Below are 25,862 nucleotides of genomic sequence, written 5' to 3' on the forward strand. Positions count from 1 at the left end.
GACAGTTGCACGCTCTACCTATTCTCTCGGACATTGTGTCCTGAGCTGTTAAACCAGCACTGGTATTTTGAAGATTTTCTATCTGGACACAATTACGCCCCGGGAATGTTGCTACCACCCGACATTAACCGCCTTCGATAGCAGCTATCGGCACCTCCCACACTTCCCCATCATCAAAATTGAGTATCCAAGTGTCACCCTCTAAACGCGAGCTGAGCTCGCGATTGGTTGCGTTGACGTAATCGGACATAAAATTGATAGTGAATTGCTCGCCATGCTGATTCTGTACTGTGATGGAAGCCTGACTATTTTCCATGCGAACGATACCCGCGGGACAGCTGGCAAACGCCTGTTGGCCGGCGCGGCGACACCGCAACCGTGTAGTTGCATCAAAGTCCTGCGTACTGAAGGGCGCTGTCCCGGTGTCGTCTGCAGACACTGTCAGTCGATCGGCGTTCCAGTACAAATAAATACTCTCCTCAGGGAAGCGAAAAATTTGCCCCTGATCACCCAGGCCGCTCTGGCGGATCACAGAGCGCCCGTGCTGGTCTGCAAAATACCCCGGCGCGTCGCCCTCGGGCGACAATTGGTGCGTCACGCCATCCCCACGGTTAATAGTGATATAGCCCTGCCGCTGACTGAAGGTGCAGGGAAGAAACACATCGGTGTGATCCTCGCCGCGCGGATAAATTTTGCAAGCCGCTTCCGTCGTGTCCGCGATCGCGACTGCTGCCGAGCAGCTAAGGCATATTGCTGCGACTGCTCGGTAAACTTTTCTCATCATATTCCCCCAGAAGCATTCGCCCCGGAGGGCTTTTGTTACGAACAGCTTACTGAGCGGACGAATTTTAGCAATGCCTGAAAATCTCCTCCTAATAGTCCGTTTATTTAACTTATACTGCTGTACCTACGATTCTATAAGATACTGGAGATCACTTTGACAATTGGAGTTGGTGGATCGACCCCTGCAAAAGAGTTGGCCGATCTCGATAATATGACAATGGGTATCACCCCCATTGCACTTCCGGAGTATGAGGCCCGCATTCGCGAAGCTCAGAGGTTGATGCGTGAAAAAGATATTGCCGGGATCTACGTCAATGCAGGCACCAGCCTCTACTATTTTACCGGAACTCGATGGGGTGCCAGCGAACGTATGGTAGGTGCCATTATTCCCGCCAGTGGCCAACTGGAGTACATTGCTCCAGCTTTTGAAGAGGCAACGCTCGTTGAATACATGACAATCACTGGCCGGGTCAACTGCTGGGAAGAAGATGAAAGCCCCTATGCGTTGATGGGCTCTGCACTCGCCCGCATGGGCCTGAAAGAGGGCACCATCGGGATCGATGAAGCAGCTCCTTTTTTCATCGCTGATGGAATCAGACAAAGCAACCCGCAATACCAGTTCAGAAACGCCGCAGAAGTCACTGCAAGCTGCAGAATGATAAAATCCTCTACTGAATTAGCACTGATGCAGAGAGCGAAAAATATAACTCTTGAAGTACACAAGTGCGCAGCTCGAATTCTGGCACCGGGCGTCACCACTACCGAAGTCGAGGCGTTCATTCACGCAGCACACAAGGCAGCGGGAGCCAGCGCAGGGTCTTACTTCTGCATTGTATTGTTTGGTGAAGCCACTGCCTATCCACACGGCGTTAAGGACCCGCAGGTACTGCAAGATAACGACATGGTGCTTATCGATACCGGTTGCCAGCTAGAGGGTTATATTTCAGATATCACTCGCTCCTACGTTTATGGAGAAATCAGTGATCGTCAACGCCAAATCTGGAACCTGGAGAAAGAGGCTCAGGCTGCCGCTTTCGCAGCCGCCAAAATTGGCCAACCTTGCAGTGCAGTAGATACGGCTGCCAGAAAGGCATTGGAAGCCCAGGGTCTGGGCCCAGGCTACAACATTCCCGGGCTACCCCATCGAACCGGCCACGGTATCGGCCTGGATATTCATGAGTGGCCTTATCTGGTCAAAAATGAAACAACGAAACTCGCACCAGGCATGTGTTTTAGTAACGAACCCATGATCTGTATACCCGGGGAGTTCGGCATCCGTCATGAAGACCATTTTTACATGACTGAGTCGGGTCCAAAGTGGTTCACCGAGCCAGCCTACTCGGTTGACGATCCCTTTGGTTATGAAGCATAAGCAGGCGCGGATATCCGGATTGAACTCACCTCACTCTCACTGCGTAGATAGAAGTTATGACTACACAACTTAAGCACCCGGCTTCAGGTCAGGTACTACTGACTAACGAAGCAATCTTTAAAGACTGGTCGTATAGCGCCAAGCGCCCGGGAACGGTGCGATGGGCTGATCAGGGCGCGACGTATACCGCGCTGGAGATTGCGCCAGGTTATGAAGACGCTGTGCTCGAAAAAGACGCGAATGGCAACGACATAAAAATCTATCAGGAAGTTGTTCAGTACGACCCCGTTAGCGGGGACCGAAAGATCTTGATTTCTTTACAAGACCTCACTCCCGAAGGTCACGACAACGCGCTAGTGGTAGACGACTACCGCTGGTCAGACGGCGGAGATCGCATACTCGTTTATACCGACGCCAAATACGTTTGGCGTGAAAAAAGCCGCGGTGATTACTGGCTAATCGATCGCAAGGACAACGAACTTTGGCAACTCGGAGGTGACCAAGCTGGTACCAGCCAAATGATGTTTGGCAAGCTCTCTCCTGATGGTTGCTGCTTCGCCTATGTTTGGCGCAACAATATCTACCTGCAAGATTTGTCAACAAAAGCTGTCACAGCACTCACGCATGATGCTTCCGATACCATTATTAATGGGCTGTTTGATTGGGCCTATGAGGAAGAATTCAGTATCCAGGATGGATTTCGCTGGAGCCCAGACAGCAGCCGAATCGCCTACTGGCAACTCGATACACACGCTGCCAAAGACTTCCTGATTATCAACAATACCGACACCCTGTATCCCGCCATTACAGCCATACCCTACCCTAAAGTAGGCGAGGAGAACGCCGCAGCACGCATTGGCATTGTCGCTATCGCTAAGCCACAGACGCTATGGATAACGCTGCCAGGCGCGTCGAAGGATATGTACGTTCCGCGCATGGACTGGGCCAACAACAGTGAGCAACTGTTTATTCAGCAGTTAAATCGCAAGCAGGACACAAATACGATTTTCCACGCGGATGCCAAAAGCGGGCAAGTAGACGCAATATTTGCGGAAACGGAAGATACTTTTATCGAACTGCTGGAAAGTCCCCAATGGCTCGAGGATTCGCTGACCTATATTTGGCAAAGCGAACGCGATGGCTGGAAGCATCTATATCGGGTCTGCCGTGACGGCCAGACCTTTATCGACCTCACGCCCGGCGACTTCGACGTCACCAAACTGGTATCAGTGGACGAGGGTAACGGCTGGGTTTATTTCATTGCCTCACCTGATAACCCGTCACAGCGTTATTTATATCGAAGCCAGCTTGATGGCAGCGGAAAAATAGAGCAGGTCACACCCTCGCAATTAAGTGGCTGTAATTTTTATCAAATTTCAGCAGACTCCAACTGGGCCATTCACACCTATTCCAGTTTTTTGCAGCCGCCGGTGTTCAATCTTGTTTCTTTGCCGGACCACAAGGTTCACCAAGTTCTCGAAGATAATGCGGAACTCACCGCCAAGCTCTCAGCACTTCAAATAGGGGAATTAGAATTCTATTCAGTTGAGGCTGCCGATGGCCTGGAACTCAATGGCTACCTGCTAAAGCCTCCCAACATGGATAAGACCAAAAAACATCCCATTATCAATTACGTCTATGGGGAACCCGCCGGTCAAACGGTCATTGATGCCTGGCAGGGTTCTCTCACGATGTGGCACATTTTGATGTCCCAGCGGGGCTTCATCATCTCCTCAATCGACAACCGAGGTACAGCGGCACCTCGCGGCCATGCCTGGCGACGTTCAATTTATGGCGCAGTAGGCACTTTGGCTTCGAGCGATCAATCCGACGCTCTCAAAGCAATCTGCGCACGCTGGCGTTATATAGACGCCGATCGGGTGGGTGTATGGGGCCATTCAGGCGGAGGCTCTATGACACTGAACATGTTGTTCCGCTACCCCAACCAATACAAAGTGGGTATTTCCTTAGCGCCAGTTCCAGACCAACTCCTATACGACTCTATTTACCAAGAACGCTACTCTGGCCTGCTGCAGGACTTTGAAGAAAGCTATCGACAGTCATCTCCTATTACGCATGCGAAAAATCTCCGAGGGAAGCTTCTGCTCATTCACGGCACCGGTGACGACAACGTTCACTACCAGGGCACCGAACGCTTGTGCAATGAACTGATTAAACACAACTGTCAGTTTGATTTTATGGCCTACCCGAACAGACGTCACGGTCTTGTCGAAGGTGAAGGCACCCCATTACATTTACACACGCTAAAGAGTCGGTATTTTGCTGATCACCTTTAGCACAACTGGCAAGAGCCACAAATGCAACCACCGCAACTAAAACACTGGCTCTTACTGTTCCTGCTCAGCCTCGCCTGGGGCTTTGCATTCTATCTAATTGCAATTGCTCTTGAGTCTTTTCCGCCTCTGACGATCGTCAACATACGCCTCGCAGTCGGTGCAGCAACCTTGTGCATGGTGATGCATTGGCAAGGGCACCGTTTACCCCGTGAGGCAGGCTGGTGGTGGCGCTTCGCACTACTGACAATACTGGGCAACTTGATTCCCTTTTCGTTAATCACCTGGGCAGAGACCGAAATCAGCAGTTCCCAGGCGGGCCTGCTCATGGCCTTGATGCCAATCAGCACTATGGTGCTATCGCACTTCTTTGTTCATGAGGATGCACTGACTCCGCGCCGACTGTGCGGGGTAATGCTTGGATTTGGCGGTGTCGTTGTGCTCGTAGGTGGTGAAGCACTTAAGGGTATCGGCGGCAGTGCCCTGCTCGCTCAATTGGCAGTATTAACCGCAACCGTGGCCTATGCCAGTAATACGGTCTATGCAAAACGTCTTCCACCCATCGATACGGTCGCGGTCGCCACCGGCTCCCTGAGTGTTGGCACTCTACTCCTACTGCCTTTTACCCTTTATCTGGAGCATGCGCTCTGGGTAGCGCCGTCCTTTAATGCGCTGGCCGCAACCTTAACGCTGGGTATCGTCTCAACCGGACTCGCCACCTGGACCTATTTTCGCGTGGTTACAGACTGTGGCCCCTCGTTTTTATCTATTATCAATTACATTATCCCTGCCATCGCCTTCGCAGCCGGGGTAATGTTCCTGGGCGAAAGCGCTGAACCCAGCCAATTCGCCGGATTGCTGCTGATTTTGGCAGGCATCGCTCTCACCCAAAACCGCGCTCTGCGCAAAAAAATGAACAACCCATGATAAAGAAACGCAACAACCCGCTGGACCGCTTTGCCCGAGACCTTTCGCCGGGCGTTTTAGAATGGATAGGGGTTCGACCTGAGCGACGTGGCAATTTGTTAGAAATGCAGCGGGTTGTCGCCATCGCCGGCGCTGGTCTGGAAGGCGATCATAGAACCGAAAAAGCCAATGGCTCTGCGCGTCAGGTCACTATCATCTCTCGCGAGTTTATTGCGCAAATTATGCACTACAGCACAAAGCAGGACATTCATCCCGGCCTGCTTCGCCGCAACCTGGTGATCTCGGGCATCAACCTTAATGCCCTACGCCACCAGCGCTTTGAAATTGGCGATGCGCTGTTTGAGGCTGGCGCGCTGTGCCACCCTTGTTCTCGCATGGAAACAGCGCTCGGCAAAGGCGGTGTGGCGGCTATGATTGGGCACGGGGGCCTGTGTTGCAAAATCTTACGAAGCGGCAGCATCGCCTTGGGCAATACTGTTGAAGTAAGACCAGAAGGTGAAAACCTGGACTTGTTCACGTCTTGATTGGCACAGGTGGCAGTTGCATCGATGGGAATGGAGCGAGCCGCTTGTTGAGTCACTCAACTACCAACAATGAATATAGCGAGGGGCTCTTTGCTATAAGCCGGCAAACGCGAGTGCTTGTGCAACATACAACGCAATAGGGTGCTCGCTGTACTCGCCGGGTTCATTCTGTGATAACAGTACGCCTACCAATCCGCTCTCTGGACTCACGAAAAAGTGCGTACCGAAGTAACCGGCCCACCAAAAGTCACCGGTGCGGTCCGGAGTGAGACTGGCATCTGCATCTGCTACCACGGCAAAACCCAGACCCCACCCGATGCCATCGATCCCTTCTTCGCTGAGAACCCCCGATGCCACGTGCAAGTCTCGCATTTCACGCAAGGTATCTTCGTCTATAATCCTGGTGCCGAGGTATTCGCCGCCACTCCACAGCATTAAGGCAAATCGCATATAGTCACCAGCGGTCGATACCAGCCCGCTGCCGCCCTCCGGATAGTCAGTATCGCTACCCGGCACGACGGGGATAAGATCCCCTTCCCTGCTGTGTGTATATACTGTTGCCAGCGTTGACCGCTCAGCTAGCGAGGGCAAGTAACTCGTTTCGTTCATCCCCAAGGGAACAAACACGTTGTCATTCAGGTAATCGTCCATTCGCTGCCCGGAAACGATTTCTACCACGACGGCCAGCACATCAGCGGACCAGCCATAGCGCCAGCGAGTGCCGGGCTCTTCGAACAGCGGAAGTTCCGCTATGGTTTCAATCCGTTCCCGAAGCGTACCTGATGGCAAGGTTCGCGGCCCACTCGCCTGCCAATATCGCCAGAGTTCTGTTTCTTGATCTCGCCCTGGGCCGATTCCCGAGGCAAACATGAGGAGATGACGAATCAGGATCGTCTGTTTGACCGGCACACTCAAAAATTCACCGTCTGAACCCCGGGTTTGGTGGGTTGCCACCCGACTAGCACTGAATGCGGGGATAAACTTGGAGACCGGATCGTCCAACCCCAGAAGCCCGCGTTCCACCAACTGCATGGCTGCAACGGCGGTAACCGGTTTAGTCATCGAAGCAAACCGCATACGGGTGTCGAGTTCCATGGGGCGCTTGCTTTCGATGTCTGCCCAGCCGTAGGCATTGGCATAAACAGGCACGCCCTCATGCGCGAACATTACGACATACCCTGACCGATTACCGCGCCACGCATCCTGTCGTAAGTAAGCGTCTATGGCCGCCCTGCTCCACCAACTCAAGCCAACCCCGGATTGATCAGACCCGTCCACTGATGGCACGTTAGTTTCAAGGGACTTTCCACTGCAACCGATCAAAACAAACGCAGAGGCAATGATAAGGACAAGGGCGGACGCCCCCCTCATGGTTTTAGCACTATCAAGCATGTTAGCCAGCTCTTCTCGCATCGTCGCAAATGCCGATCACTGTTGCGGTGAACGACTACAACATTAACAATGCCACCAGCGCCTTCGGCTTTCAAACACTGTTTGTAGATAGGAGCACACAATGCGACAGCATGGGCTTCGAGATTGCCCGGCGACTCTCTGCAACATGGGGCCCTCTAAAACAAGCAAGCCTGCTGTGGATGGCAGCCTCTACCGATTCTGGGCTGCTGACGAACGAGATTACCCACGCGATACGACCTAATCCTCAGTTACTCGCGAGCGACTCTTCCCGTTGATTGAACCGTATCAGTGTCTCGTTGTATTCCTTAGCGGTCTGGAATGCCGAGTCGACAAAGAAGTTGTGCTTCATGTCACTGACCTCTTTTCTCGGGCAGTCCAAGAATGCAGCCACAGAATCGACATAAGCCTGCGCGTCCACCTGGGCCTGCTCTATTTGCAGCCTCGTGGCAGTGGCACCTTCCGGCATGGAAGGTACCTCAGCGGGGAGACCCGACTGACAATCTGCGCCGGCGTTCATTGCGATAACCAGTACTGGCACTGCAAGAAAAACTTTCATCATACGTCCTTTGGATTCGGGTGCATTTCTGCGCGTGAGTGTCCATATCATTCATACTGCCGACACCCGACTTTGGAGCACTCCCGGGCAACGCAAAAACCGGACAAAACCTGGAACTCGACCAGCTACGACTGTATTTGAAGAACGCTCTACAATGCTGTGCGTCAGGCCCTTAAAGACGCGACCTGCTACAAAACTCCTTCGATCGCCAGTTCCAACACCTTGCTGTCTGGCGTGGTACCACCGTCAAAGTGCTTGACCACATCGCCGGAAGCGTTCACCAGGTACTTGTTGAAGTTCCACCCGGGGGCCTGACTTTGCTTGGCGAGCGCCTGAAAGACAGGATTTGCTTCCGGGCCCTTCACGTGACTGGGAGCGAGCATGGTAAACGTCACGCCATAATTGACGAAACAAACGTCGGCGGCGCTCGCTTCATCTTTTGCTTCCTGCCTGAAGTCGTCGCTGGCAAAACCAACCACTACGAGGCCCTGTTTGCCGTATTTTTGGTGCAGCGCTTCCAGTCCTTTGAACTGTGGCGTATACCCGCAGTGGCTAGCAGTATTCACAATTAACATCGGCTTTCCTGCCTGAACCTCGCACAGATTGGCCTGTTCCTTAGAATGCAGCTTCCTCATCGAGCCCTCCAGGAATTCGGGGCAGGCAGCTAAGCTGAAGTTGCTAAGCGAAAGAAAAGCGAGTGCCATAATGTATCGATACATATCGTTGCTCCTTAAAATAAGTTTTAACTTAATCACGAAAAGATACGCACAGGAATCGACAACAGTTCTGCGAGTGGCCCCAAAAAGCCTCCACACTGACGTTTCTACCTCTTTACTTCCCTGCGGCGATTCTATAGGTTCGAGTTACCGCTAAATAAGAGCGGATCACGACATCACGCATAAGTACAAAAATTATCACTCACTAGTAGGATAAATTATGAATATTCAAAAAATATTAGCTGCAGTAACCTCCGCTGTGTTGCTGCTCTCACTGTCTGCGTGTAGCAAAGAAGACATGGATAAGGCCGCGAGCCAGGTCACTGACACAGTAGACGCCGTTGCAGAAAAAACAGAAGCAGCAGCCGACGCCGCTGGCGACATGGCAGCTGACGCAGCTGAAGCCACTGGCGAAGTCATGGCTGATGCGGGCGCCGCTGTTGAGGACGCAGTCGAAGCCACTGGCGACATGGCAGCTGACGCGGCTGAAGCCACTGGCGATGCGATTGGCGAGGCAGCAGAGGCAGCTGAAGCTATGGCTGACGATGCTATGGATGCAGCCGGTGAAATGGCAGAAGATGCAAGCGCAGCGGTTGAGGGTGCAGCATCGGACGCTGCCGATGACGCCAGCGCCGAAATGAACAAGGCTATGGGCGACCACTAAGCCTCAACCAGCAGCAAAAAAACGGGGAGACGTCACTCCCCGTTGAAAGCACTGCCTTGCCATGCGAGAACCATCGCTACCAACGGTTGCAAGTTGGTTAGGAAGAGCCGGTTTACTGCCGTTCATCGGTCTCTCCCTGGCCACTTATCTCGACCCCGAGCGAGGCAATGTGTGGCGTATGGTGCTGGCAAGCTATGCGCTTTCCATCCATTGCTTTCTTGTGGGCGCCTGGTGGGGAATTTCACTTATCAGGCGTCACTGGATTGTCCTGATTATCAGTAATGTGTTTGTACTCGTTGCGTTTTTCGGTCATATATCTTTAGCGGTTGAAACATTTTTGCTACTTTGCGCGCTACTTTTTCCATGCACACTCATCATTGAAAGATTGCATCCCCTGTTCGAGCCACAACCTATTTACTATGCACAACTCAGACTGCAACTCACTGCGGTAGCAACCACTGCGCTACTGTTAGCAGCAAACTCACATTGAAAAGGATTTAACATGCAGGCAATGACACTAAAGTCGCCAGGCGGGCTGGATCAGTTGAGCCTTAAGAATATCGAACCCACCGTACCCGGCCCCGGTGAGGTACAAGTTGAGGTTAAAGCCAGCTCTCTCAACTTCCACGATTACGCAGTGGTTCTGGGTCTACTGCCCACTGATGATGGCCGTATACCTCTGTCAGACGGCGCCGGTATTGTCACTGCGGTCGGCGAAGGCGTTAGTAAGTTCCAGGTAGGAGATAAAGTGTTGAGCCATTTTTTCCCGCTGTGGCAAGACGGCAGACCCAATTTCGAACGCATTCAGGGTGTACCTGGCGACAACGTAGACGGCTTCGCCGCGGGCAGCGTTACAGCAGCAGCCAGCACATTCAGCCGAATGCCCCGTAATCTTGACTTCGCAGAGGCTGCGACGCTTACCTGCGCCGGCCTTACCGCATGGCGGGCGCTAATGGTGGAAACACACTTACTTCCCGGTGATTGGGTACTCGTCCAGGGTAGCGGCGGTGTTTCGGTCTTTGCCCTGCAGTTTGCAAAAATGATTGGCTGCCGTGTCATTGCAACCTCTTCTTCCGATGAAAAGCTTGAGCGCCTCAAACAACTGGGCGCTGACGTATTGATTAATTATAAGCAAACGCCAGAATGGGGCGACAAGGTACTGGAGCTCTCTGGTGGTCACGGCGCTGACCTGGTTGTTGAAGTTGGCGGTTCGGGCACGATTGCCCAGTCGGTGCGCGCGGTCGCATTTGATGGATGTATCAGCATGATTGGCGTGCTCACTGGCATTTCAGGTGAAGTACCCACTGCTGAGCTGTTTCAGAAGAATGCTCGAATCCATGGTATTACCGTGGGCAGCCAACAGCACCAGGCCGATATGATCGCCGCTATTGAAGCCAATGATATTCATCCAGTGATAGATAGTCGCTTTGAACTGGCAAAACTGGCCGATGCCTTCCGCCTGCAAGAGTCACAGCAGCACTTTGGTAAAATCTGCGTAGAAATCTAGCGATTAGTCCGTCGCCGGGTTCCCCGGCTTTTATCACTATTGCTACGCCAGTAAATGCGCTGTTCAGGCATCAGCTTCAAACGCACTTTCCATATCCAAAGCTGGCGTAGCCAGTGAAGATAGGTGCCTGGCGCGTTGTTCTGCCATCATTTGAGTCATTTCGGGATGGGTAGAGACCCAGAATTTGCCCGCTGACAATTGCTGTAAAATAGTTTGCGCCGCGGCTTCAGCACTCATTCCATTGGTGTCGAGCAAGGCCATCATTTGCTGTCGATGCTCCGCCGCCACAGTATCAAGCTGCTCTTCAATACACTCGAATATCTGCGTCTTTACTGGACCCGGTAGCACAGCCGATATTTGCACATTCGCCGACTTCATTTGCATTTCGAGATGCAGGCACTCGCTAAACGCCAGCACCGCGTGTTTACTCATTACATAAGACGCCTGTATAGGTGCGATACTAATGCCAGCAATCGATGACATATTAGCGATGACACAGGGTTGGCCAGAATCAAGCATTGCAGGTGCAAAGGCATTGACGCCGTTCACTACCCCATGAACATTGATCCCAAGAATCTTCTCCCACTGCGCGGTTGGAATCTCCCAACTGAAGCCAAGGGTCTCTATGCCGGCGTTATTCACCAGCAGACGGACGCTGCCAAAATGCTCCCGCGTTTTTGCCGCTAAGCGTTCCATCGAAGCAGCATCGGCAACATCAGTAGCAACCGTTAGCAACGAGGCTCCCTGCGCGGAAAGATCAGCTGCCACTCGCGCTAGACCTGCCTCATCGATATCGGCAAGTACCACTTTCATACCTAGTTGCAATGCCGCTTCGCGCGCTAACGCTTCGCCAATGCCTGCGGCGGCTCCAGTGATCACCGCGACACCACCCTGCAAGTTTACTGCTGATGCTTGGTTATTCATCACAACCTCTTTTGCACTGTTCTTGATGGCCCGGGATATTGCAAAAAGCGGCCAGGGGCCGCTTTGGTGTTTTGCATGCGAGGCAAATACACGGTATCTGCCCTACTCATTTTCTGAAGACGGTGTTATCGCCCCTTAATCACACAGCATTGATTTCATGTGCGCGAGCCTCTGGGTCTTGCCCTGCGTCGAAATTTCGCAATCCACGTGATCATAGCCATGCACAGCAGCGCCGATCATGACTTGCCTTACCTCAACGCCAGCATTACTAAGGGCTTCCCCATAGGCCAAAGCCTCGTCCCGCAGGGGGTCAAATTCTACACGTTCAATATAAGCGGGCGCGAGACCCTGAAAATCGTTTCTGTGCATGGGCGAAGCATACGGGGGAGGCGGCGCCGGATAGGGCGAATCGTGCAAATAAACCTTCCACATAACAAGGTTGTTGTGGGCATTCCATAATGGAGTGTCATGGAACTGAGTTGCCGAAACCGTCTTGCAATCGCTATCAATAACCGGATAAATCAGCAATTGCGTGCGTATTTTTTGCGGCAGTCCTGCTGCCCGGCTTTCATCGTAGGACTGCTGCGCCACTGAGGCTGCCAGACAACCTCCCGCACTATCTCCCATAACAGCAATACGCTCGGAGTTTACCCCGAGAGTCGCAGCATTGTCATAAACCCAATCAAGCGCAGACACACAGTCGTTCAAAGGCCCGGGGAAAGCGACCTTGGTGGACACACGGTAACAGACGAAAAAAATACGCACCTGCAATTTCTCTGCGTAGGCCTCTACCTGCTTCAAGTGCCCTGCCCCATAGCTCATAAAAAAGCCACCACCGTGAAAATAGACGATCGCGGGCGCTGAACCGGTGATCGATTCGGGGGCTATTTCGATGACTTTAAGCCGATTACCCTCTCGCCCCTGAATCACGTGGCTGGTGGCAGATAGTCCGTCATTCCAACGGTGGAACAGTCGGCTACAAGAAACCAACAAACTGAGGGCACGTAAAACCCACGTACTACCTGAAATTTTTATTCGAGGTAAGCGAGCGAACGCGGGATCGATTTCGTAGGGAGAATTCTTCATCAAATATTAGCCTTTTAGCATCACAAAATGGCGCATGTCCGGTTCTTTCATCGCTTCAACAAAGCGCGAGTAGTTCCATGGCCAACTGGCCGGAACTCCCTCAGCATCAAGATACCAACTCTGACACCCGCCCGTATACCAAATCGTTTTCTTGGCTGCCTCAACCCGCGCCTGATCAAACTCCTGAGTTGCCTGGGCAGATGGATAAACTGCAAGGCACCGCCCGTCTCGCACCAAGTCCATCAGTTGAGCGATGTAATCCCACTGCAGTTCGGCAATATCGATCAGTGAAAAGTTGCCCACGGGACCATTGGGGCCATTAAGCATAAAAAAGTTGGGCATACCGGGCATTGCAACGGACAAGTAGGCCACTGGCTTTTGCGACCACAAATCTTCCAAATCGACGCAATCAAGGCCAGCAACGTTCATGGGACGCACAAAACGGTCAGGACGAAAGCCCGTCGCAAAAACGATGACATCACATTCATGCAATTGGCCATCGCTGGTACGGATACCCTTTGCCTCTGCGCACACGATCTCCTCTCGTACCAATTGCGCGCAGTCCTTCTGTATCGCCTGATAGTAATCCGGCGAAAAAATTAGCCGTTTGCACATGGGTTCGTGATCAGGCGTCAGTTGCTCTCGCAGCTTGGGGTCCTTGATACTCGCCGTCAGATTTTCTCGGCAAGCCTGACTCATAAACCATGAGCCCTCAGACTCAGGATCAGTCAGCGCTTCGGTATAGCGCTCTACACTGGCGCTGTAGCCCTCGAAGTCCATCGCTTGGGCAAGCGCCTCTGGATCTGCACGAAATGCCGCCCTTTCGGCCTCTGTGTAATTTCCATTTTCCACCGGCATAATCCACTGCGGGTTACGCACAAAATGGCTGACCTCTATGCCTCGCCTGGCCAGGTTTGCAATTATTTGAACGCCCGTCGAGCCCATCCCAATTACCGCGATTCGCTGACCTTCCAGTGGTTCAGAATGGTCCCAGCGAGCGCTGTGAAAATGCCGGCCTGCGAAGCAGTCCAGACCCGGCAATTTAGGGTCATTGATGTGATGAAGCACGCCGGTTGCGGCGATCACTATATTTGCGCTGTCCCGACGGCCGTCACTGAGTTGCAGTTGCCACAAATGGTCAACGAATAAAGCCTCTGTCACCTCCGTATTAAACTCTATCACCTCATGTAGGCCATAACGGTCTGTAGTGCGCTCGAAATAAGACTGTATCTCTGCGCCACTCGAAAGGTGTTGGCTCCAATCCGGGTTGCGTTCAAAACTAAAGGTATAATGATGTGCTGGCACGTCACAGGTCAGCCCTGGATAGGTATTCTCCCGCCAGGTTCCGCCAACAGTAGCCGCTTTCTCATAGATTGCGATATTGCTGTAGCCCGCTTCGCGAAGCTTGATCCCTGCAAGAATACCGGCCATGCCGGCTCCAATCACCACCACTCGTAAACTCTTATCTGGCATATGCTGTGTTCCGATCGACCGCTACCCGCACAATACTAAACCTACCAGGGAAAAACCTACAAACGAGAACGTGACCGCTGACGCGGCATTCAAGAGTAAAACTGGGTGAGCCGGAAACTGCCTACTCCGGAAGGTGGGATAATGGCCTGACATGGCACCGGGGCTCAGTCAGCCCCGTCGCAGTGCGATTCTGTCTTTAACCTTGAGTCGAGGTCTCTGGAGAGCACTTCCCGTGGCGTTTGGTCTTGGTGTTGATATCCAACACGTACCATAGATAGCACCGTGAAAAGATCCCATTCAAAATTAGTGCCGTTGAGATAATAGCCACAAACCACTCTATTCCATTCAAGTGAGGCGAAGTTAATCCCAACCAAATTAGAAACGTACCCAGTACAAGCCGCGTCACTCTCTCGACGTTGCCCAGGTTTTGTTCAATACTCATTGTTGCTGTACTCTTGGTTGCATGTCAGTATCTACGCCGGTTTCCGCCAATTGGATGAGTGCAAGTTTCACTGCCGCGTGGACTAACGCCCCTGTCTTCACTGGAGCCAACAATTGGCCCAGACTGTGTTCACTAGCCATAACGCGAGGAACCCCACTCTGATGAAAAATGTCGTATTTCAGCTCCCTCGCCTGGCCCCCGTGTCGGTCATTAGTCTGCTCTTTATCATCCTGCTGCTGCATGCTTGTAGCGACAGCTCAAACCCGCGCCCCGACCCTGTTGAACCTGAACAGCCAGTTGAACCCATAGCACCCGCTTCGTCTGTTTCAGCCAGAGTTGCTGCGGACGAGGATCTTCTGACGGGACCTCTGGCACGCGGGCGTGCTGGCGATTTTGTACTCGAAAACGAGCACCTCAGGATCATCATTCAGCAAGCGGGTCGTCAGTGGTTAAGCATCGGCACATTTGGCGGCAACATTATCGATGTTAGCCGCAAGGATTCAAAAGGTGGTCTGCTACCTGATCACTTGGAAGAGTTTGTGATCGGTTTAAATATCGAAAACACCGCGAATTATACCGAAGTGAGCATCGAAAACGACGGCAGCGATGGGGAAGCCGCGGTGATTTGTGCTTCTGGTCCAGACGATTTATTGGAACTGGCTAACGCGAGCTCCGCAATCCTGGAGTTCGGCGTGCCATTGCCGCCCAGCGCGGACGACCGAGACCTGCCTGTAGAAGTCGAAACCTGCTATCGCCTTGAATCTGAAGCGCGATATATCACCATGGACACTTCCGTAATAAATCTTGGCCTGGACGATATTCCAATTTACATGACTGAATATCTGAACGGCTCCGGGCAGGTTGAATTCTTTCAGCCCTACGCAGGCTTTGGCGAACCCGCATTTACGTCCTCTTGTCCCGAAGAAACCTATGTCGCCTGTGACGCACTGGAAGGTGAATTATGTGATCAATGCAACTTCGTCGCATACAGCGGGTTGGACGGCGCTTCTGGTGTCTCCTACGGATTAATCCATAGCGAGCAGCGTTCATCCAGCTTTTCAACCGCTGGCATTAACATTGTGGTTTATGGCGAGGCAGTGCTCAATCTTATTCTTGGCATCGTAGGCCCTAACTATACCGTGCCCGCTGACGATGCTTTCACTCTGCGCAGATACTTCGCAGTAGGCGATGGCACAGTCAACAGTATCGCAACTGTTCGCAATGAAATATTTGGCATCGAAACAGGTGAAGTCAGTGGCGTGGTCAGCAGCAATGGCGATCCGCTGCAGTACGGTCAGGTGGTTGCTTACCAGGTATTGAACGCGAACACGAGTCCGGCCTCTTTGTTCATGGTGAATCACAGCCGAACAAACGCCGCTGGACAATACAGCCTTAGCCTGCCCCCCGGTGAGTACGAAATCAGGGCGAATGTCGAGGGCTACCGCTACCCCGAGAACGGCCCGTCCCAACTCACAGTTGCAGCCGGGGAAGTAAAGACACAAGACTTCGAAATGCCAGCGTCGGGATTCCTTGAAGTTACTGTCGTTGACGAGATAGGGCCGGGGCCGGCGAAAGTGCAGTTGGTTGGCTTCGACCCAAGCCCGCCTCTCAGCAACCCAGTGGCTGGCGGTAACGCCGGTATATTCGGCGACAATAACGCAGACAACCTTCCCTACGGTATCGCACAAGCGCTGTTTATTGATCGTGATGGTGCGAGCCAAAAGATCACGATTGAGCCTGGAAACTACCAACTTGTCGTTTCCAGAGGCCCGAGATACTCAGTGTTCAAGCAGGCCATTACTATCGCGCCAGACCAGGTGACCACTGTACAAGCCGAAATAGTCAAAGTGCTTGATACCGATGGCTTCGTGCACGGTGATTTTCACGTGCATTCAATAGACAGTCCAGACGCTGAAGTAACACGCGAAGAACGAGTTGCCGTTATGTTGGCTGAGGGGATAGACTTTTTTACGCCTTCGGACCATGGAGTGCGCTCGGACTTCCTGCCCACGCTTCAGGCAATGGGCGTTGAGGACCTTATTGGTGTAGCCGCCAGTAGCGAGACCACGACCTTTGACTACGGGCATTTCAACAGTTGGCCTGTATGGGTTGATCCGGACAGCATCAGCGGAGGTTCCTTCGACTGGGCTGGTGAGGCGTCGCCTGGCATGGACTTTCCTGTCTATGGCAATTACAGCTTGCCCCCCGCTGAGATTATTTCCGGGTTAAAAAGCGACCCCATGGACAACCTGGTGCAAATCAATCACATCAGTTCACATTTTGGCCCCTCCGGTTTGGCAATTGACACCGGCATGACACCACCAAGGTCAAGTACAGACCTGGCCAGCAGAAGGCTGGACCCGGCACTTGATAATGGTTTCGACGAAGGATTCGATGCCCTGGAAGTGTGGATTGGTGCTAACGGTCGCGGCGGGATATTGAATGGATTTCTCGGCCAGAATGCCGGCGATTGGTTTAATTTGATCAATCAAGACCTTATCAAGATTGGGATTGCAAACTCCGATACTCACGACCGGCGATTTACGCGCACCTCTGCCCGGACGCTCATCGCAAGTGATATTGAAGATGCTTCCGCGTTGTCATCAGGCGCGGAAAGTCTTGCTGCCAATGTGCTGGCCGGTAAAGCTGTCGCCACCAATGCACCTTTCCTGCTACTGCAGGCCGACGGCGAGTTTAAAGGCTCGGAACAACGCGCCAGCCTCAGACTGGAACACGAAACCACTTTGGCGGCGGATTCAGGGAGCGATGTGTTACTGACGGCCACGGTAGCCACGCCGTCTTGGGCTGAGGTAGATACTTTAGAGTTTTACATTAACAATCAGCCTCAGCGAGTAACGCCAGAAAACATTGCAGCGCGCTATGGCGTTTGCCCAAATATCACTGTCAGAGCCGGCGACCAGGGATGGATAGCAAATGAAATCATTGTTAATGAAGCCGTTCAGGGTGCATCGCGCACCGAGATTACAGCTACCGTTAAGCTTCAAGACATCAGCGAAGATACATGGGTCGTGGTCATAGCACGCGGCAGTGATGGTATTTCAGAGCCCCTCTTCCCGGCGCTACCCGCCAGCCTCAATGAAGCCTCTAACCAGACCTTAAACGATCTGATCGACGGCAATCTCGGTGAGGGCGGTACCCCTGCATTTGCCTTTACTAACCCACTATTTATTGATGTCAACGGTGACAGCTGGAGCGCCCCTGGGGTTGCGAACGCGGCCTGCTCATCGCCACCCTGATATCGGCACTCTCGGAGTAGAACTCGAAAAACATGATTTTTGATGCCGCCGACACAGAAGCCCGCAAAAACTATCAACTGCTTAACGGTGGAGTAGCGCCCAGGCCCATTGCATGGATCAGTACCCGTTCTCGCGATGGTGTTGATAATCTGGCGCCGTATTCTTTTTTTTCTGTCGCCAGTTGTAATCCTCCGGTGTTGCTTTATACACAGGTAACGCAGCGCAGCGGCGTCGACAAAGACACCCTAAAAAACCTGGTTGATACTGGAGAATGTGTCGTCAACATAGTCAGTGCTCATCTTTTGGAACAGGCCAATAGATGCAGCGCCGGTATTGACGCGGGTGAAAGCGAATTTGACTTTGCCAGTGTAGAGAGCACTGCTAGCTACAAGGTTTCGCCTCGTTCGGTAAAGGCATCACCAGTGCGCTACGAGTGCTCATTGAAAGAGGTAATTTCTATTAGTAAGTTACCCGCGGGAGGTACAGTTGTGCTCTTGGACGTCAAGGCCATTTACGTGGACGATAGTGTGTATATCGACAACGCTATCGATCAAGCGCTACTGGATTCGGTAGGCAAAATGGGTGGTGATCTTTACAGCTATACGTCCGCTCAAGTCGCACTCGAGCGCCCCTAGATTATTGCACCTGAGCAGCCTCTGTAGCTGCCGCTATTGACTAGAAGAAAAGACCAAAGGCTAACGTCAGGCACCGCCAATTCCAGTCGTTAAAAGTCGAATACCTTTTTCAGTAATTCCCAAGACCGGGCTACTGGGTCATCCCTGATGCGCTTTTCTTCCTGCGCGACAACTTCAAACAGTCCGTTTAGCGCTTCATCGGTAACAGATTGATCTAAATCCACTGATTCCGACTGCAGAAAACTGCTGAAGCTATCTACTTTCTTCATGATATCTTGGTAGGTAGAAGTCACACCTGCTCTGGAAGTAGTTTGCTGGACGATTGGCAGGTCTTGCCAACCTGCCTGCACGCCAATGGCGATGCTCGTGAAAAATATTAGCGAAATTGCTTTTAATGTTTGCACGCAGGTTTACTTCGAGAAGGGGTGGAGATGGCGGTATCTCCTAGTATAGGAATTTGTTTAAGAACTTGCCTAATTTTCTACCTCTTTCGCACCTCACTAACAAAATCGGATGGCAAAGTCGCGATCTGTGCGAGCGCCGATTCGCCTTCGGATTCCCGCTTGCTGCATCACTGATTGCCTGAGTCATCCACTTGGTGAGCGATCACGTAAATTCCCTATGCCAGATAATCCAAACCCTCAGGGGAAAGCCAACCTACCGCTGCTTAGCGACCTGCAGATGTGGCGCAGCAACGCGGCACTGCCTGCGAACATGCCTCGTCGAACGCCCCGAACGGTCGTTGTAGACTATCTTACAGCGCTATTAGTACTGTCCGCCGAATTCAAGTTTCGACCCGTGCTGGGTAAAAAATACCATCTCTACTTTCGGGACAAGCAATGGCAGCTATCGCTGGTTGCCCCCGCAGAGTGGCGGCCCACTCGCGAGGCAAATTATCTTGCTGCATGCCGGCTGCGACCCGATGCTTCCTGGGAGATAGAGCCGGCTGACGGGCTTGACCAGCGACACGATTTATTAGCAGCGCTAGCGGACTTTGAGCAGCAGTTTCGGAACCACGTGCAGTCGTCAGACACGCTCGCCGAAGGCCTTCCCCATTATGAAGCGCACTTGCCCTACTACAGGAGAGTCCTGGCATCAGGACTAGCGAGTTCTCTTCAGCGGTCTCTGGTACAACTGGGACTGGAGCAAGCGAAAGGTGAGCAAATGCTACTCACCCTAAAGGTTAGCGATGACGCAGCGAGCTTTACCGCAGCCTCCTGAGAGGCACGAACTGCTTGACATCGTAGTGACGAAGACCGAGCTCTGGTCCATGTTGTTATCCCACTAGGAACAGGCAAACTGTTATCCTTGCGGGCACATATAACGCCAGAATGTAACATCTTGATGCGAGTCGTCTTTAAAACCCCCCTGCTCAGCGCGGGCCTTGCTTTGCTCTTTTACAGTGTGGGTCTGCCCGCCGCGTCAGTGACGCAAGACCGTCTTGTTTCAGCTTCCACTGATGCTGACCATTGGCTCAGCCATGGGCGCGACCTGAATGAAACCCGGTTCAGCCCGTTAAATGACGTTAATACGACCTCCGTCGACAATCTCGGTTTAATCTGGAGCTACGACTTCGACGATACCCGTGGGTTGGAAGGAACCCCCTTGGTAGCCGACGGTGTTATGTACGTCACTGGCAACTGGAGCGTTGTCCACGCCCTCGATGCATCGACTGGCGAGCAGCTCTGGGTTTACGATCCAGGTGTGCCGCGGGAGCGCGCTAACGCCTTCTGCTGTGGTGCAATTAATCGTGGCGTAGCCCTATGGGAAGACAGTGTTTTGCTGGGCACCCTAGACGGCTATCTGATCGCTATTGACCGAACTGACGGCCGCGAGCGCTGGCGGTCACTCACTATAGACCCAAGCAAAAACTACTCGATCACTGGTGCGCCCCGTGTTGCTAACGGTGTTGTTGTCATCGGCAACGGTGGCTCTGAATACGGCGTTCGCGGCTATGTGAGTGGCTACGACGCCGCAACCGGCGAGCAGCTATGGCGCTTTTACACCGTACCGGGCAATCCCCAAGACGGCTTTGAAACCGAGCAGATGGCACTCGCAGCAGAGACGTGGACGGGCCAGTGGTGGACGATGGGGGGAGGCGGCACGGTTTGGGATTCTATTGCCTACGATCCGGAGTTAGACCTCTTATACATCGGTGTTGGCAACGGGGCGCCCCACAATCGGGAGATGCGCAGTCCCGATGGTGGAGACAATCTCTACGTTGCCTCCATTGTTGCCCTGCGACCGCAGACCGGCGAGTACGTATGGCATTATCAGCAAAATCCAGGGGAAACCTGGGACTATACGGCTACCCAGCAAATGGTGCTTGCCGACATCAGTTGGCAGGGTCAAACCCGTCAGGTGCTGATGCAGGCGCCAAAGAATGGCTTCTTTTTTATTATTGATCGGATCACGGGGGAACTGCTCTCAGCAGAACCTTTCGTGCCTGTGAACTGGGCTAGCCACTACGACCTCGATACCGGCAGACCGGTTGAGAATCGGGCTGCCCGCTATGTCGACGAGCCCTTCAACGTGCGCCCCAGTGGCCTGGGTGGGCACAACTGGCACTCAATGTCCTACAGTCTGCAAACCGGCCTGGTCTATTTACCCGCCCTGGACTTTGCAGCCCCCATGGAGCAGGAAGAGGAATACACCTGGTTCGAGGGGCAATGGAACCTGGGCTACAAGATGGGCCACTCACCTTTTGGCCGACTGCTCAGCCAGGCCCTGTTGCGGCGTATGCTGGATAGCTACTTATTGGCCTGGGACCCGGTCAATCAACAGGAAGTCTGGCGAGCCCCGAATCCCGAAATGGGGGGCGGCGGTGTTCTGTCCACTGGAGGCGGGCTTGTATTCCAGGGAACAGCCAACAATCGTTTCACCGCTTATGACAGTGAAAATGGTCAGGCGCTCTGGTCCTTTGATACCCAGCACGGCATTGTCGCAGCCCCCATCACCTACAGCGTCAATGGCCGCCAATATGTTGCAGTGATGGCGGGCCAGGGAGGCGGCTACAGCATGATGATCGGCCTTAAAAGACAGGCCGCGACGCCCAAGCGCCGAGTACTCACATTTGCGCTGGGTGGTGACAGGGTATTGCCGGGGTACGAGTTACCCTCAACTCGAAACAAGCCCCCCACCACCACTGCCAGCGCCGAAGAGATTGATCGCGGTGGTGTGGCCTATACCCGCTTCTGCGCTCGCTGTCACGGTGCTGGCGTCGTGTCTGACGGCAGTGTGCCCGATCTGCGCAAGCTCGATAACAGCTGGTATGAGAACTTTGATCAAGTCGTTCTCGAAGGCCTAATGCTGTCGGCAGGCATGCCTCAATTTGATTCCGTGCTCACGCCGCACCAAAGCGCTGAAATCAAGGCTTACATACTCGACAGGGCCGAGGATGAGTGGGTACTGCACAACGACCCCAGCTGGTGGCTCGCAATTAAGACATGGCTCGCTGACAAAGTTGCAGCGCTATTACTATTGTTTGTTTGACCTGGAAGAGAAGGAAGCAGCATGGCGAATTCCGAAACGCGTTCTTTTAGAGTAGCGATCATTGGTGCTGGACCCGCAGGCATTGGCGCTGGCCACGAACTGCTAAAGCAGGGGTTTAAGGAATTCACCATTTTCGACGCCCTGGATGCGCCGGGCGGCACTTGGCACTTACACTCATACCCGGGGCTGGCCTGTGATGTTTGGGCACACTCATACAGTTTCTCCTACGCGCCCAACCCGGAGTGGTCGGCAAATTTTGTAGAGGCGGCGGAGATCCAGTCCTACCTGGCACGCTGTGCCAGCGAATTCGGTCTGAACCCGCATATGCAGCTCAATACCCGGGTTACCAGAGCCCATTACCAGGATAATAATACCTGGCTTTTGCAAACCAGCACGGGTGAAAACCACGAATTTGACGTGGTGATTAATGCGATGGGCAACCAGCACACACCCCTTTACCCCAATGTACCGGGCATGGATAGTTTTACCGGAGAAAGTTGGCACGCAACGCGATGGAACAATGATGTCGACCTCACAGGCAAGCGTGTGCTGATTGTGGGGTCAGCCGCCAGCGCGGTCCAAATAGTGCCAGAGGTCGCTAAAATTGCGGGACATTTGACAGTATTGCAACGATCCGCCAACTGGATCATGCCCAGAAACTGGAAAGAGTACACCCCCTCCCAGCAGCGTCGCTGGCGTCGATTCCCCTTTCTCATGTCACTGATTCGCAAGATTCAGGGCACGATGATGGGCCAGGTAGAGCATGCCGTCACCCTCGGTCATAACCGCATGGGCCAGTTCGAGAAAGTCGCAACAAAATTCATTGATCGCAGCGTGGATGATCCTAAAGTGCGCGAAGCTCTTGCTCCTGACAGTCGTTACGGTTGCAAAAGAGGCCTGGTTTCAGACGACTTTTATCCCGCCCTGAATAGGGACAACGTTGACCTCGTTCATGCAGGCCTCAGGGAGGTGACAGCCGATGGCGCGATTACCGATAATGGAACCAAGCTTGAAGTAGACGTCATTATTTACTGCACGGGATACAGAATTCTGGACTTTGATCGTATCGAAGTCATCGGCCAGAACGGCAAGAATTTGGCGAATCTAATGGCCGACAATCCGCGCGCGCACAAAGGGATCGCCATGCCAGGATTCCCCAACTATTTCTTTGCCATCGGCCCCAATGGCCTGGTGCTCAATGTCCCCTATTTCAAAACTGCTGAAAAGAGCTTGAGCACTATCGTGCGCCTGCTCACCGAGATGCAAGGCTCCGACGTTACCGCGATCTCTGCCAAACCAGAGGCCTTTGACCATTACAATGACTGGATGGCCGATCGCTTTGGTTCATTTTCCTGGGGAGCAAGTGACTGCAACAGCTATTATCGCAACGCATCTGGTCATGCCCCCTTCCTGTTCCCGGGCAATTTTAAAGAGTACTGCCGCTCCCAGGATGAAGGCGGACTGCATGAATATGAGCTAATCAAAACCTGAAGAACAAAAAGGTTACCATTCCGTTAAATTGTCCTACCACCGGGAGTACTCATTTATGCAGTATCAAAAGATCCTGCTGACCCTGTCGATCCTGTTTTCTATGTCCTGCGTCGCAAACGATCAGCAAATAGACGTCGAACGACTTTCAACCACTGTCAAAGTTCTCGCTTCAGACGAGTTTGAAGGCCGCGCACCAGGGGGGGTGGGTGAACAAAAAACGGTCGCCTACCTCATTGAGAGATTCAAGAGACTAGGCCTGCACCCCGGCGGAGACGATGGTAGTTGGACGCAGGCGGTACCGCTGGTCCATACCCAATTGCAAGAATCGGTTGGTCTGACTTTTCACCACGCAAAGGCTAACCAGAGTTTGACCCAGGGAACTGACATCGAAGTCAGTACTGTGCGTGCGGTAGAGCAAATTGCGATCGAGGAGGCCCCTGTCGTCTTTGTTGGCTTTGGCGCTAGCGCACCGGAGCGACAATGGGATGACTATGGTGATATCGACCTTTCCGGCAAAGTCGCCCTGTTTCTGGTAAACGACCCCGACTTTGCGGCAGAGGCGGATGAACCGGTCGCCGGAATTTTTGGCAACAAACGTATGACCTACTATGGCCGCTGGACCTATAAATTCGAAGAGGCCAGCCGCCGAGGCGCTATTGCAGCACTGGTCATTCATGAAGACGTAGCCGCTGGTTATGGCTGGAACGTAGCTTCATCGTCTCCAGGAGAAAATTACTCCATTGTTCTCGCAAAAGGGGCACCCAGCCCAATCGCATTGCAGGGATGGCTGCATGGCGATGCAGCGGCACAATTATTGACAAGCGTCGGTCTCAATCTGGACGAGCTACGGGTGCAAGCGCGCAGCTCATCCTTTCAGGCTTTTGAACTTGAGGGCGTCAGTTTCAGTGCTGCAAGTACTGTTACAAAAGAGATTATTGAAAGCCAAAACGTACTGGCATTATTACCCGGCAGCACCCGTCCCGAGGAAACCATAATGGTATCAGGCCACTGGGATGCCTATGGAATGGGTGAGCCTGACGAGCAGGGCCGCCGCGTGCGCCCCGGAGCCAATGACGACGCCCTGGGTATTGCGGGTGTACTGGAGCTCGCTAGAGTACTCAAAGCAGGCGCTCCGCTGCAGCGCAGTGTGGTATTTGCGGCCTGGACAGCGGAAGAAAGCGGTCTATTGGGTTCAGAAGCCTATGCCAGGGCGCCCATCTATCCGCTGGAGAAGACTGCTGCCAACTTGACCCTCGACATCCTCCAAACCGCTGGCCCAGCTCGCGATGTCATTTTAGTAGGTGAAGGTCAAAGCGACCTTGAAGATGACCTTGCCCGGGCAGCCACACTACAGGGGCGCGTATTAACACCCGAAAGCCTGCCCGAGAACGGCTTGTTTTTCCGCGCCGACCACTTTTCCGTCGCTCGACGAGGCGTACCCGTATTACTGATCATGGGTATCGCCGGCGGATCGGACCTGGTCAAAGGCGGTCGAGCTGCCGGCGACCAATGGGTCGCCGACTACGTGGGCAGGTGCTATCACCAAACCTGTGACGCATGGAATCCCGACTGGGACCTGCGTGGCGCGGCACAGGACATTGAATTATTCCAGACGATCATAAGCGCTTTGGGTAATTCTACGCGCTGGCCTAAATGGCGCGAGGGGTCTGAATTCAAGGACGTGAGAATGGAAAGCGCCAAACTGCGTCACTAAGCCACCGTTGGCGTTTGCCCGGTGATGGCTGGCACCTCGGCCAAAAGACAGGATAAGAAACGATCAATCAATATCGCCTATATGCAGTTATTTTGCTGGCCTGATAGCAACGGCCGCTAGCAGAGGATAAACTGGCCACCTCGTGGTGACTGACACTGGATTCGATCGGAGAAATTTGCGTGGCATATGATTTAACTGGAAAAATAAAACTTATTCAGGATGCAAAAACTTTTGACAGCGGGTTTACCAAACGAGAGATGGTGGTCATCGTCGAAGACGGCAAATACCCTCAAGAAATCAACCTCGAATTCGTTCAAGAAAAAGTGACATTGCTAGATTCGCTGCGGCCAGGACAAAAAGTAACCGTCACCTTTGACATTCGAGGAAGGGAGTACAACGGTCGTTATTTCAACAACCTCCAGGGTTGGAAAATCGATGCCGCGGAAGACGCATCAGCAACTGGTATCGACGAGCAATCACCACCCTTCCCTACTCCGTCTGACTTTGGGGACGAAGATATACCGTTCTAGCATGCCCGGTTTTTTGTCGCCAGCAGGATCAAAAGCAGGCTGATCGACCAACAGCGATATAA

General features: G+C 53.0%; 23 protein-coding genes. 14 read left to right on the top strand and 9 right to left on the bottom strand.

Annotated elements, in window-relative coordinates; genetic code table 11:
- Nucleotides 1–124 precede the first annotated feature (124 nt).
- Complete coding sequence (locus EYC87_RS11755; protein ID WP_279253048.1) at nucleotides 125–784, bottom strand: hypothetical protein; 660 nt, start codon at nucleotides 782–784, stop codon at nucleotides 125–127.
- Between the two features lie 153 nt (nucleotides 785–937).
- Between EYC87_RS11755 and EYC87_RS11760 the strand changes: the two genes are divergently transcribed.
- The 4 genes from EYC87_RS11760 to EYC87_RS11775 are packed head-to-tail and all read left to right on the top strand — an operon-like array spanning nucleotide 938 to nucleotide 5,900.
- Entirely contained in the window at nucleotides 938–2,155 is a 1,218-nt protein-coding gene (locus tag EYC87_RS11760) for a M24 family metallopeptidase (protein ID WP_279253049.1), read from the top strand.
- A 56-nt stretch (nucleotides 2,156–2,211) separates the two neighbouring features.
- A complete protein-coding gene (locus EYC87_RS11765) occupies nucleotides 2,212–4,452 on the top strand; it encodes a S9 family peptidase (protein ID WP_279253050.1) in 2,241 nt (746 codons plus the stop codon).
- Nucleotides 4,453–4,473: 21 nt separating this feature from the next.
- Entirely contained in the window at nucleotides 4,474–5,376 is a 903-nt protein-coding gene (locus tag EYC87_RS11770) for a DMT family transporter (protein WP_279253051.1), read from the top strand.
- A complete protein-coding gene (locus EYC87_RS11775) occupies nucleotides 5,373–5,900 on the top strand; it encodes an MOSC domain-containing protein (protein WP_007228872.1) in 528 nt (175 codons plus the stop codon). Before EYC87_RS11770 ends, EYC87_RS11775 begins: the two co-directional genes overlap by 4 nt.
- 93 nt (nucleotides 5,901–5,993) lie before the next feature.
- Here EYC87_RS11775 and EYC87_RS11780 read toward each other — a convergent pair whose 3' ends face one another.
- The 3 genes from EYC87_RS11780 to EYC87_RS11790 form a co-directional block, all read right to left on the bottom strand.
- Nucleotides 5,994–7,292 carry a serine hydrolase domain-containing protein gene (locus tag EYC87_RS11780; RefSeq protein ID WP_279253052.1) on the bottom strand — a complete coding sequence of 433 codons (1,299 nt, stop codon included), beginning with the start codon at nucleotides 7,290–7,292 and terminating at the stop codon, nucleotides 5,994–5,996.
- A gap of 265 nt (nucleotides 7,293–7,557) precedes the next feature.
- Complete coding sequence (locus tag EYC87_RS11785) at nucleotides 7,558–7,869, bottom strand: hypothetical protein (RefSeq protein ID WP_279253053.1); 312 nt, start codon at nucleotides 7,867–7,869, stop codon at nucleotides 7,558–7,560.
- Nucleotides 7,870–8,057: 188 nt separating this feature from the next.
- Nucleotides 8,058–8,588, bottom strand: a complete 531-nt coding sequence (locus tag EYC87_RS11790; RefSeq protein WP_279253054.1) for a glutathione peroxidase — start codon at nucleotides 8,586–8,588, stop codon at nucleotides 8,058–8,060.
- Between the two features lie 217 nt (nucleotides 8,589–8,805).
- Between EYC87_RS11790 and EYC87_RS11795 the strand changes: the two genes are divergently transcribed.
- From EYC87_RS11795 to EYC87_RS11805, 3 genes are all read left to right on the top strand, one after another.
- Complete coding sequence (locus tag EYC87_RS11795) at nucleotides 8,806–9,249, top strand: hypothetical protein (RefSeq protein ID WP_279253055.1); 444 nt, start codon at nucleotides 8,806–8,808, stop codon at nucleotides 9,247–9,249.
- Nucleotides 9,250–9,310: 61 nt separating this feature from the next.
- Complete coding sequence (locus EYC87_RS11800; protein WP_279253056.1) at nucleotides 9,311–9,739, top strand: DUF3429 domain-containing protein; 429 nt, start codon at nucleotides 9,311–9,313, stop codon at nucleotides 9,737–9,739.
- Nucleotides 9,740–9,751: 12 nt separating this feature from the next.
- Entirely contained in the window at nucleotides 9,752–10,756 is a 1,005-nt protein-coding gene (locus EYC87_RS11805; protein WP_279253057.1) for a zinc-dependent alcohol dehydrogenase family protein, read from the top strand.
- A gap of 63 nt (nucleotides 10,757–10,819) precedes the next feature.
- Here EYC87_RS11805 and EYC87_RS11810 read toward each other — a convergent pair whose 3' ends face one another.
- From EYC87_RS11810 to EYC87_RS19495, 4 genes are all read right to left on the bottom strand, one after another.
- Nucleotides 10,820–11,680, bottom strand: coding sequence for an SDR family NAD(P)-dependent oxidoreductase (locus EYC87_RS11810; protein WP_279253058.1), 861 nt, complete (start codon nucleotides 11,678–11,680; stop codon nucleotides 10,820–10,822).
- A gap of 135 nt (nucleotides 11,681–11,815) precedes the next feature.
- Entirely contained in the window at nucleotides 11,816–12,766 is a 951-nt protein-coding gene (locus EYC87_RS11815; protein WP_279253059.1) for an alpha/beta hydrolase, read from the bottom strand.
- A gap of 6 nt (nucleotides 12,767–12,772) precedes the next feature.
- On the bottom strand, nucleotides 12,773–14,239 hold the full coding sequence (locus EYC87_RS11820) for a flavin-containing monooxygenase (RefSeq protein WP_279253060.1): 1,467 nt from the start codon (nucleotides 14,237–14,239) through the stop codon (nucleotides 12,773–12,775).
- A 196-nt stretch (nucleotides 14,240–14,435) separates the two neighbouring features.
- Complete coding sequence (locus tag EYC87_RS19495) at nucleotides 14,436–14,681, bottom strand: YgaP family membrane protein (RefSeq protein WP_423243978.1); 246 nt, start codon at nucleotides 14,679–14,681, stop codon at nucleotides 14,436–14,438.
- A 161-nt stretch (nucleotides 14,682–14,842) separates the two neighbouring features.
- Here EYC87_RS19495 and EYC87_RS11825 point away from each other — a divergent pair, with 161 nt between their 5' ends.
- Entirely contained in the window at nucleotides 14,843–17,938 is a 3,096-nt protein-coding gene (locus EYC87_RS11825; RefSeq protein WP_279253061.1) for a carboxypeptidase regulatory-like domain-containing protein, read from the top strand.
- Between the two features lie 32 nt (nucleotides 17,939–17,970).
- On the top strand, nucleotides 17,971–18,573 hold the full coding sequence (locus EYC87_RS11830; protein WP_279253062.1) for a flavin reductase family protein: 603 nt from the start codon (nucleotides 17,971–17,973) through the stop codon (nucleotides 18,571–18,573).
- Between the two features lie 89 nt (nucleotides 18,574–18,662).
- On the opposite strand, the gene EYC87_RS11835 is transcribed toward EYC87_RS11830, so the two are convergent.
- Entirely contained in the window at nucleotides 18,663–18,977 is a 315-nt protein-coding gene (locus tag EYC87_RS11835; RefSeq protein ID WP_279253063.1) for a DUF4197 family protein, read from the bottom strand.
- Between the two features lie 217 nt (nucleotides 18,978–19,194).
- Between EYC87_RS11835 and EYC87_RS11840 the strand changes: the two genes are divergently transcribed.
- The 5 genes from EYC87_RS11840 to EYC87_RS11860 all read left to right on the top strand — a co-directional run bounded on the left by EYC87_RS11840 (nucleotide 19,195) and on the right by EYC87_RS11860 (nucleotide 25,800).
- Nucleotides 19,195–19,794 carry a DUF2452 domain-containing protein gene (locus tag EYC87_RS11840; protein WP_279253064.1) on the top strand — a complete coding sequence of 200 codons (600 nt, stop codon included), beginning with the start codon at nucleotides 19,195–19,197 and terminating at the stop codon, nucleotides 19,792–19,794.
- 123 nt (nucleotides 19,795–19,917) lie between these two features.
- The gene (locus tag EYC87_RS11845) at nucleotides 19,918–22,065 is read left to right on the top strand and encodes a PQQ-dependent dehydrogenase, methanol/ethanol family (protein WP_279253065.1); all 2,148 of its coding nucleotides are present in this window, start codon (nucleotides 19,918–19,920) and stop codon (nucleotides 22,063–22,065) included.
- 21 nt (nucleotides 22,066–22,086) lie between these two features.
- A complete protein-coding gene (locus EYC87_RS11850; protein ID WP_279253066.1) occupies nucleotides 22,087–23,556 on the top strand; it encodes a flavin-containing monooxygenase in 1,470 nt (489 codons plus the stop codon).
- A gap of 55 nt (nucleotides 23,557–23,611) precedes the next feature.
- Nucleotides 23,612–25,270: a M28 family metallopeptidase gene (locus EYC87_RS11855; RefSeq protein ID WP_007228817.1), complete on the top strand. Its 1,659-nt coding sequence runs from the start codon at nucleotides 23,612–23,614 to the stop codon at nucleotides 25,268–25,270.
- 179 nt (nucleotides 25,271–25,449) lie between these two features.
- Nucleotides 25,450–25,800, top strand: a complete 351-nt coding sequence (locus EYC87_RS11860) for a DUF3127 domain-containing protein (RefSeq protein ID WP_279253067.1) — start codon at nucleotides 25,450–25,452, stop codon at nucleotides 25,798–25,800.
- Nucleotides 25,801–25,862: the final 62 nt, after the last annotated feature.

It is taken from the genome of Candidatus Seongchinamella marina (assembly GCF_026262685.1).
Taxonomy (GTDB): Bacteria; Pseudomonadota; Gammaproteobacteria; order Pseudomonadales; family Halieaceae; genus Halioglobus; species Halioglobus marinus.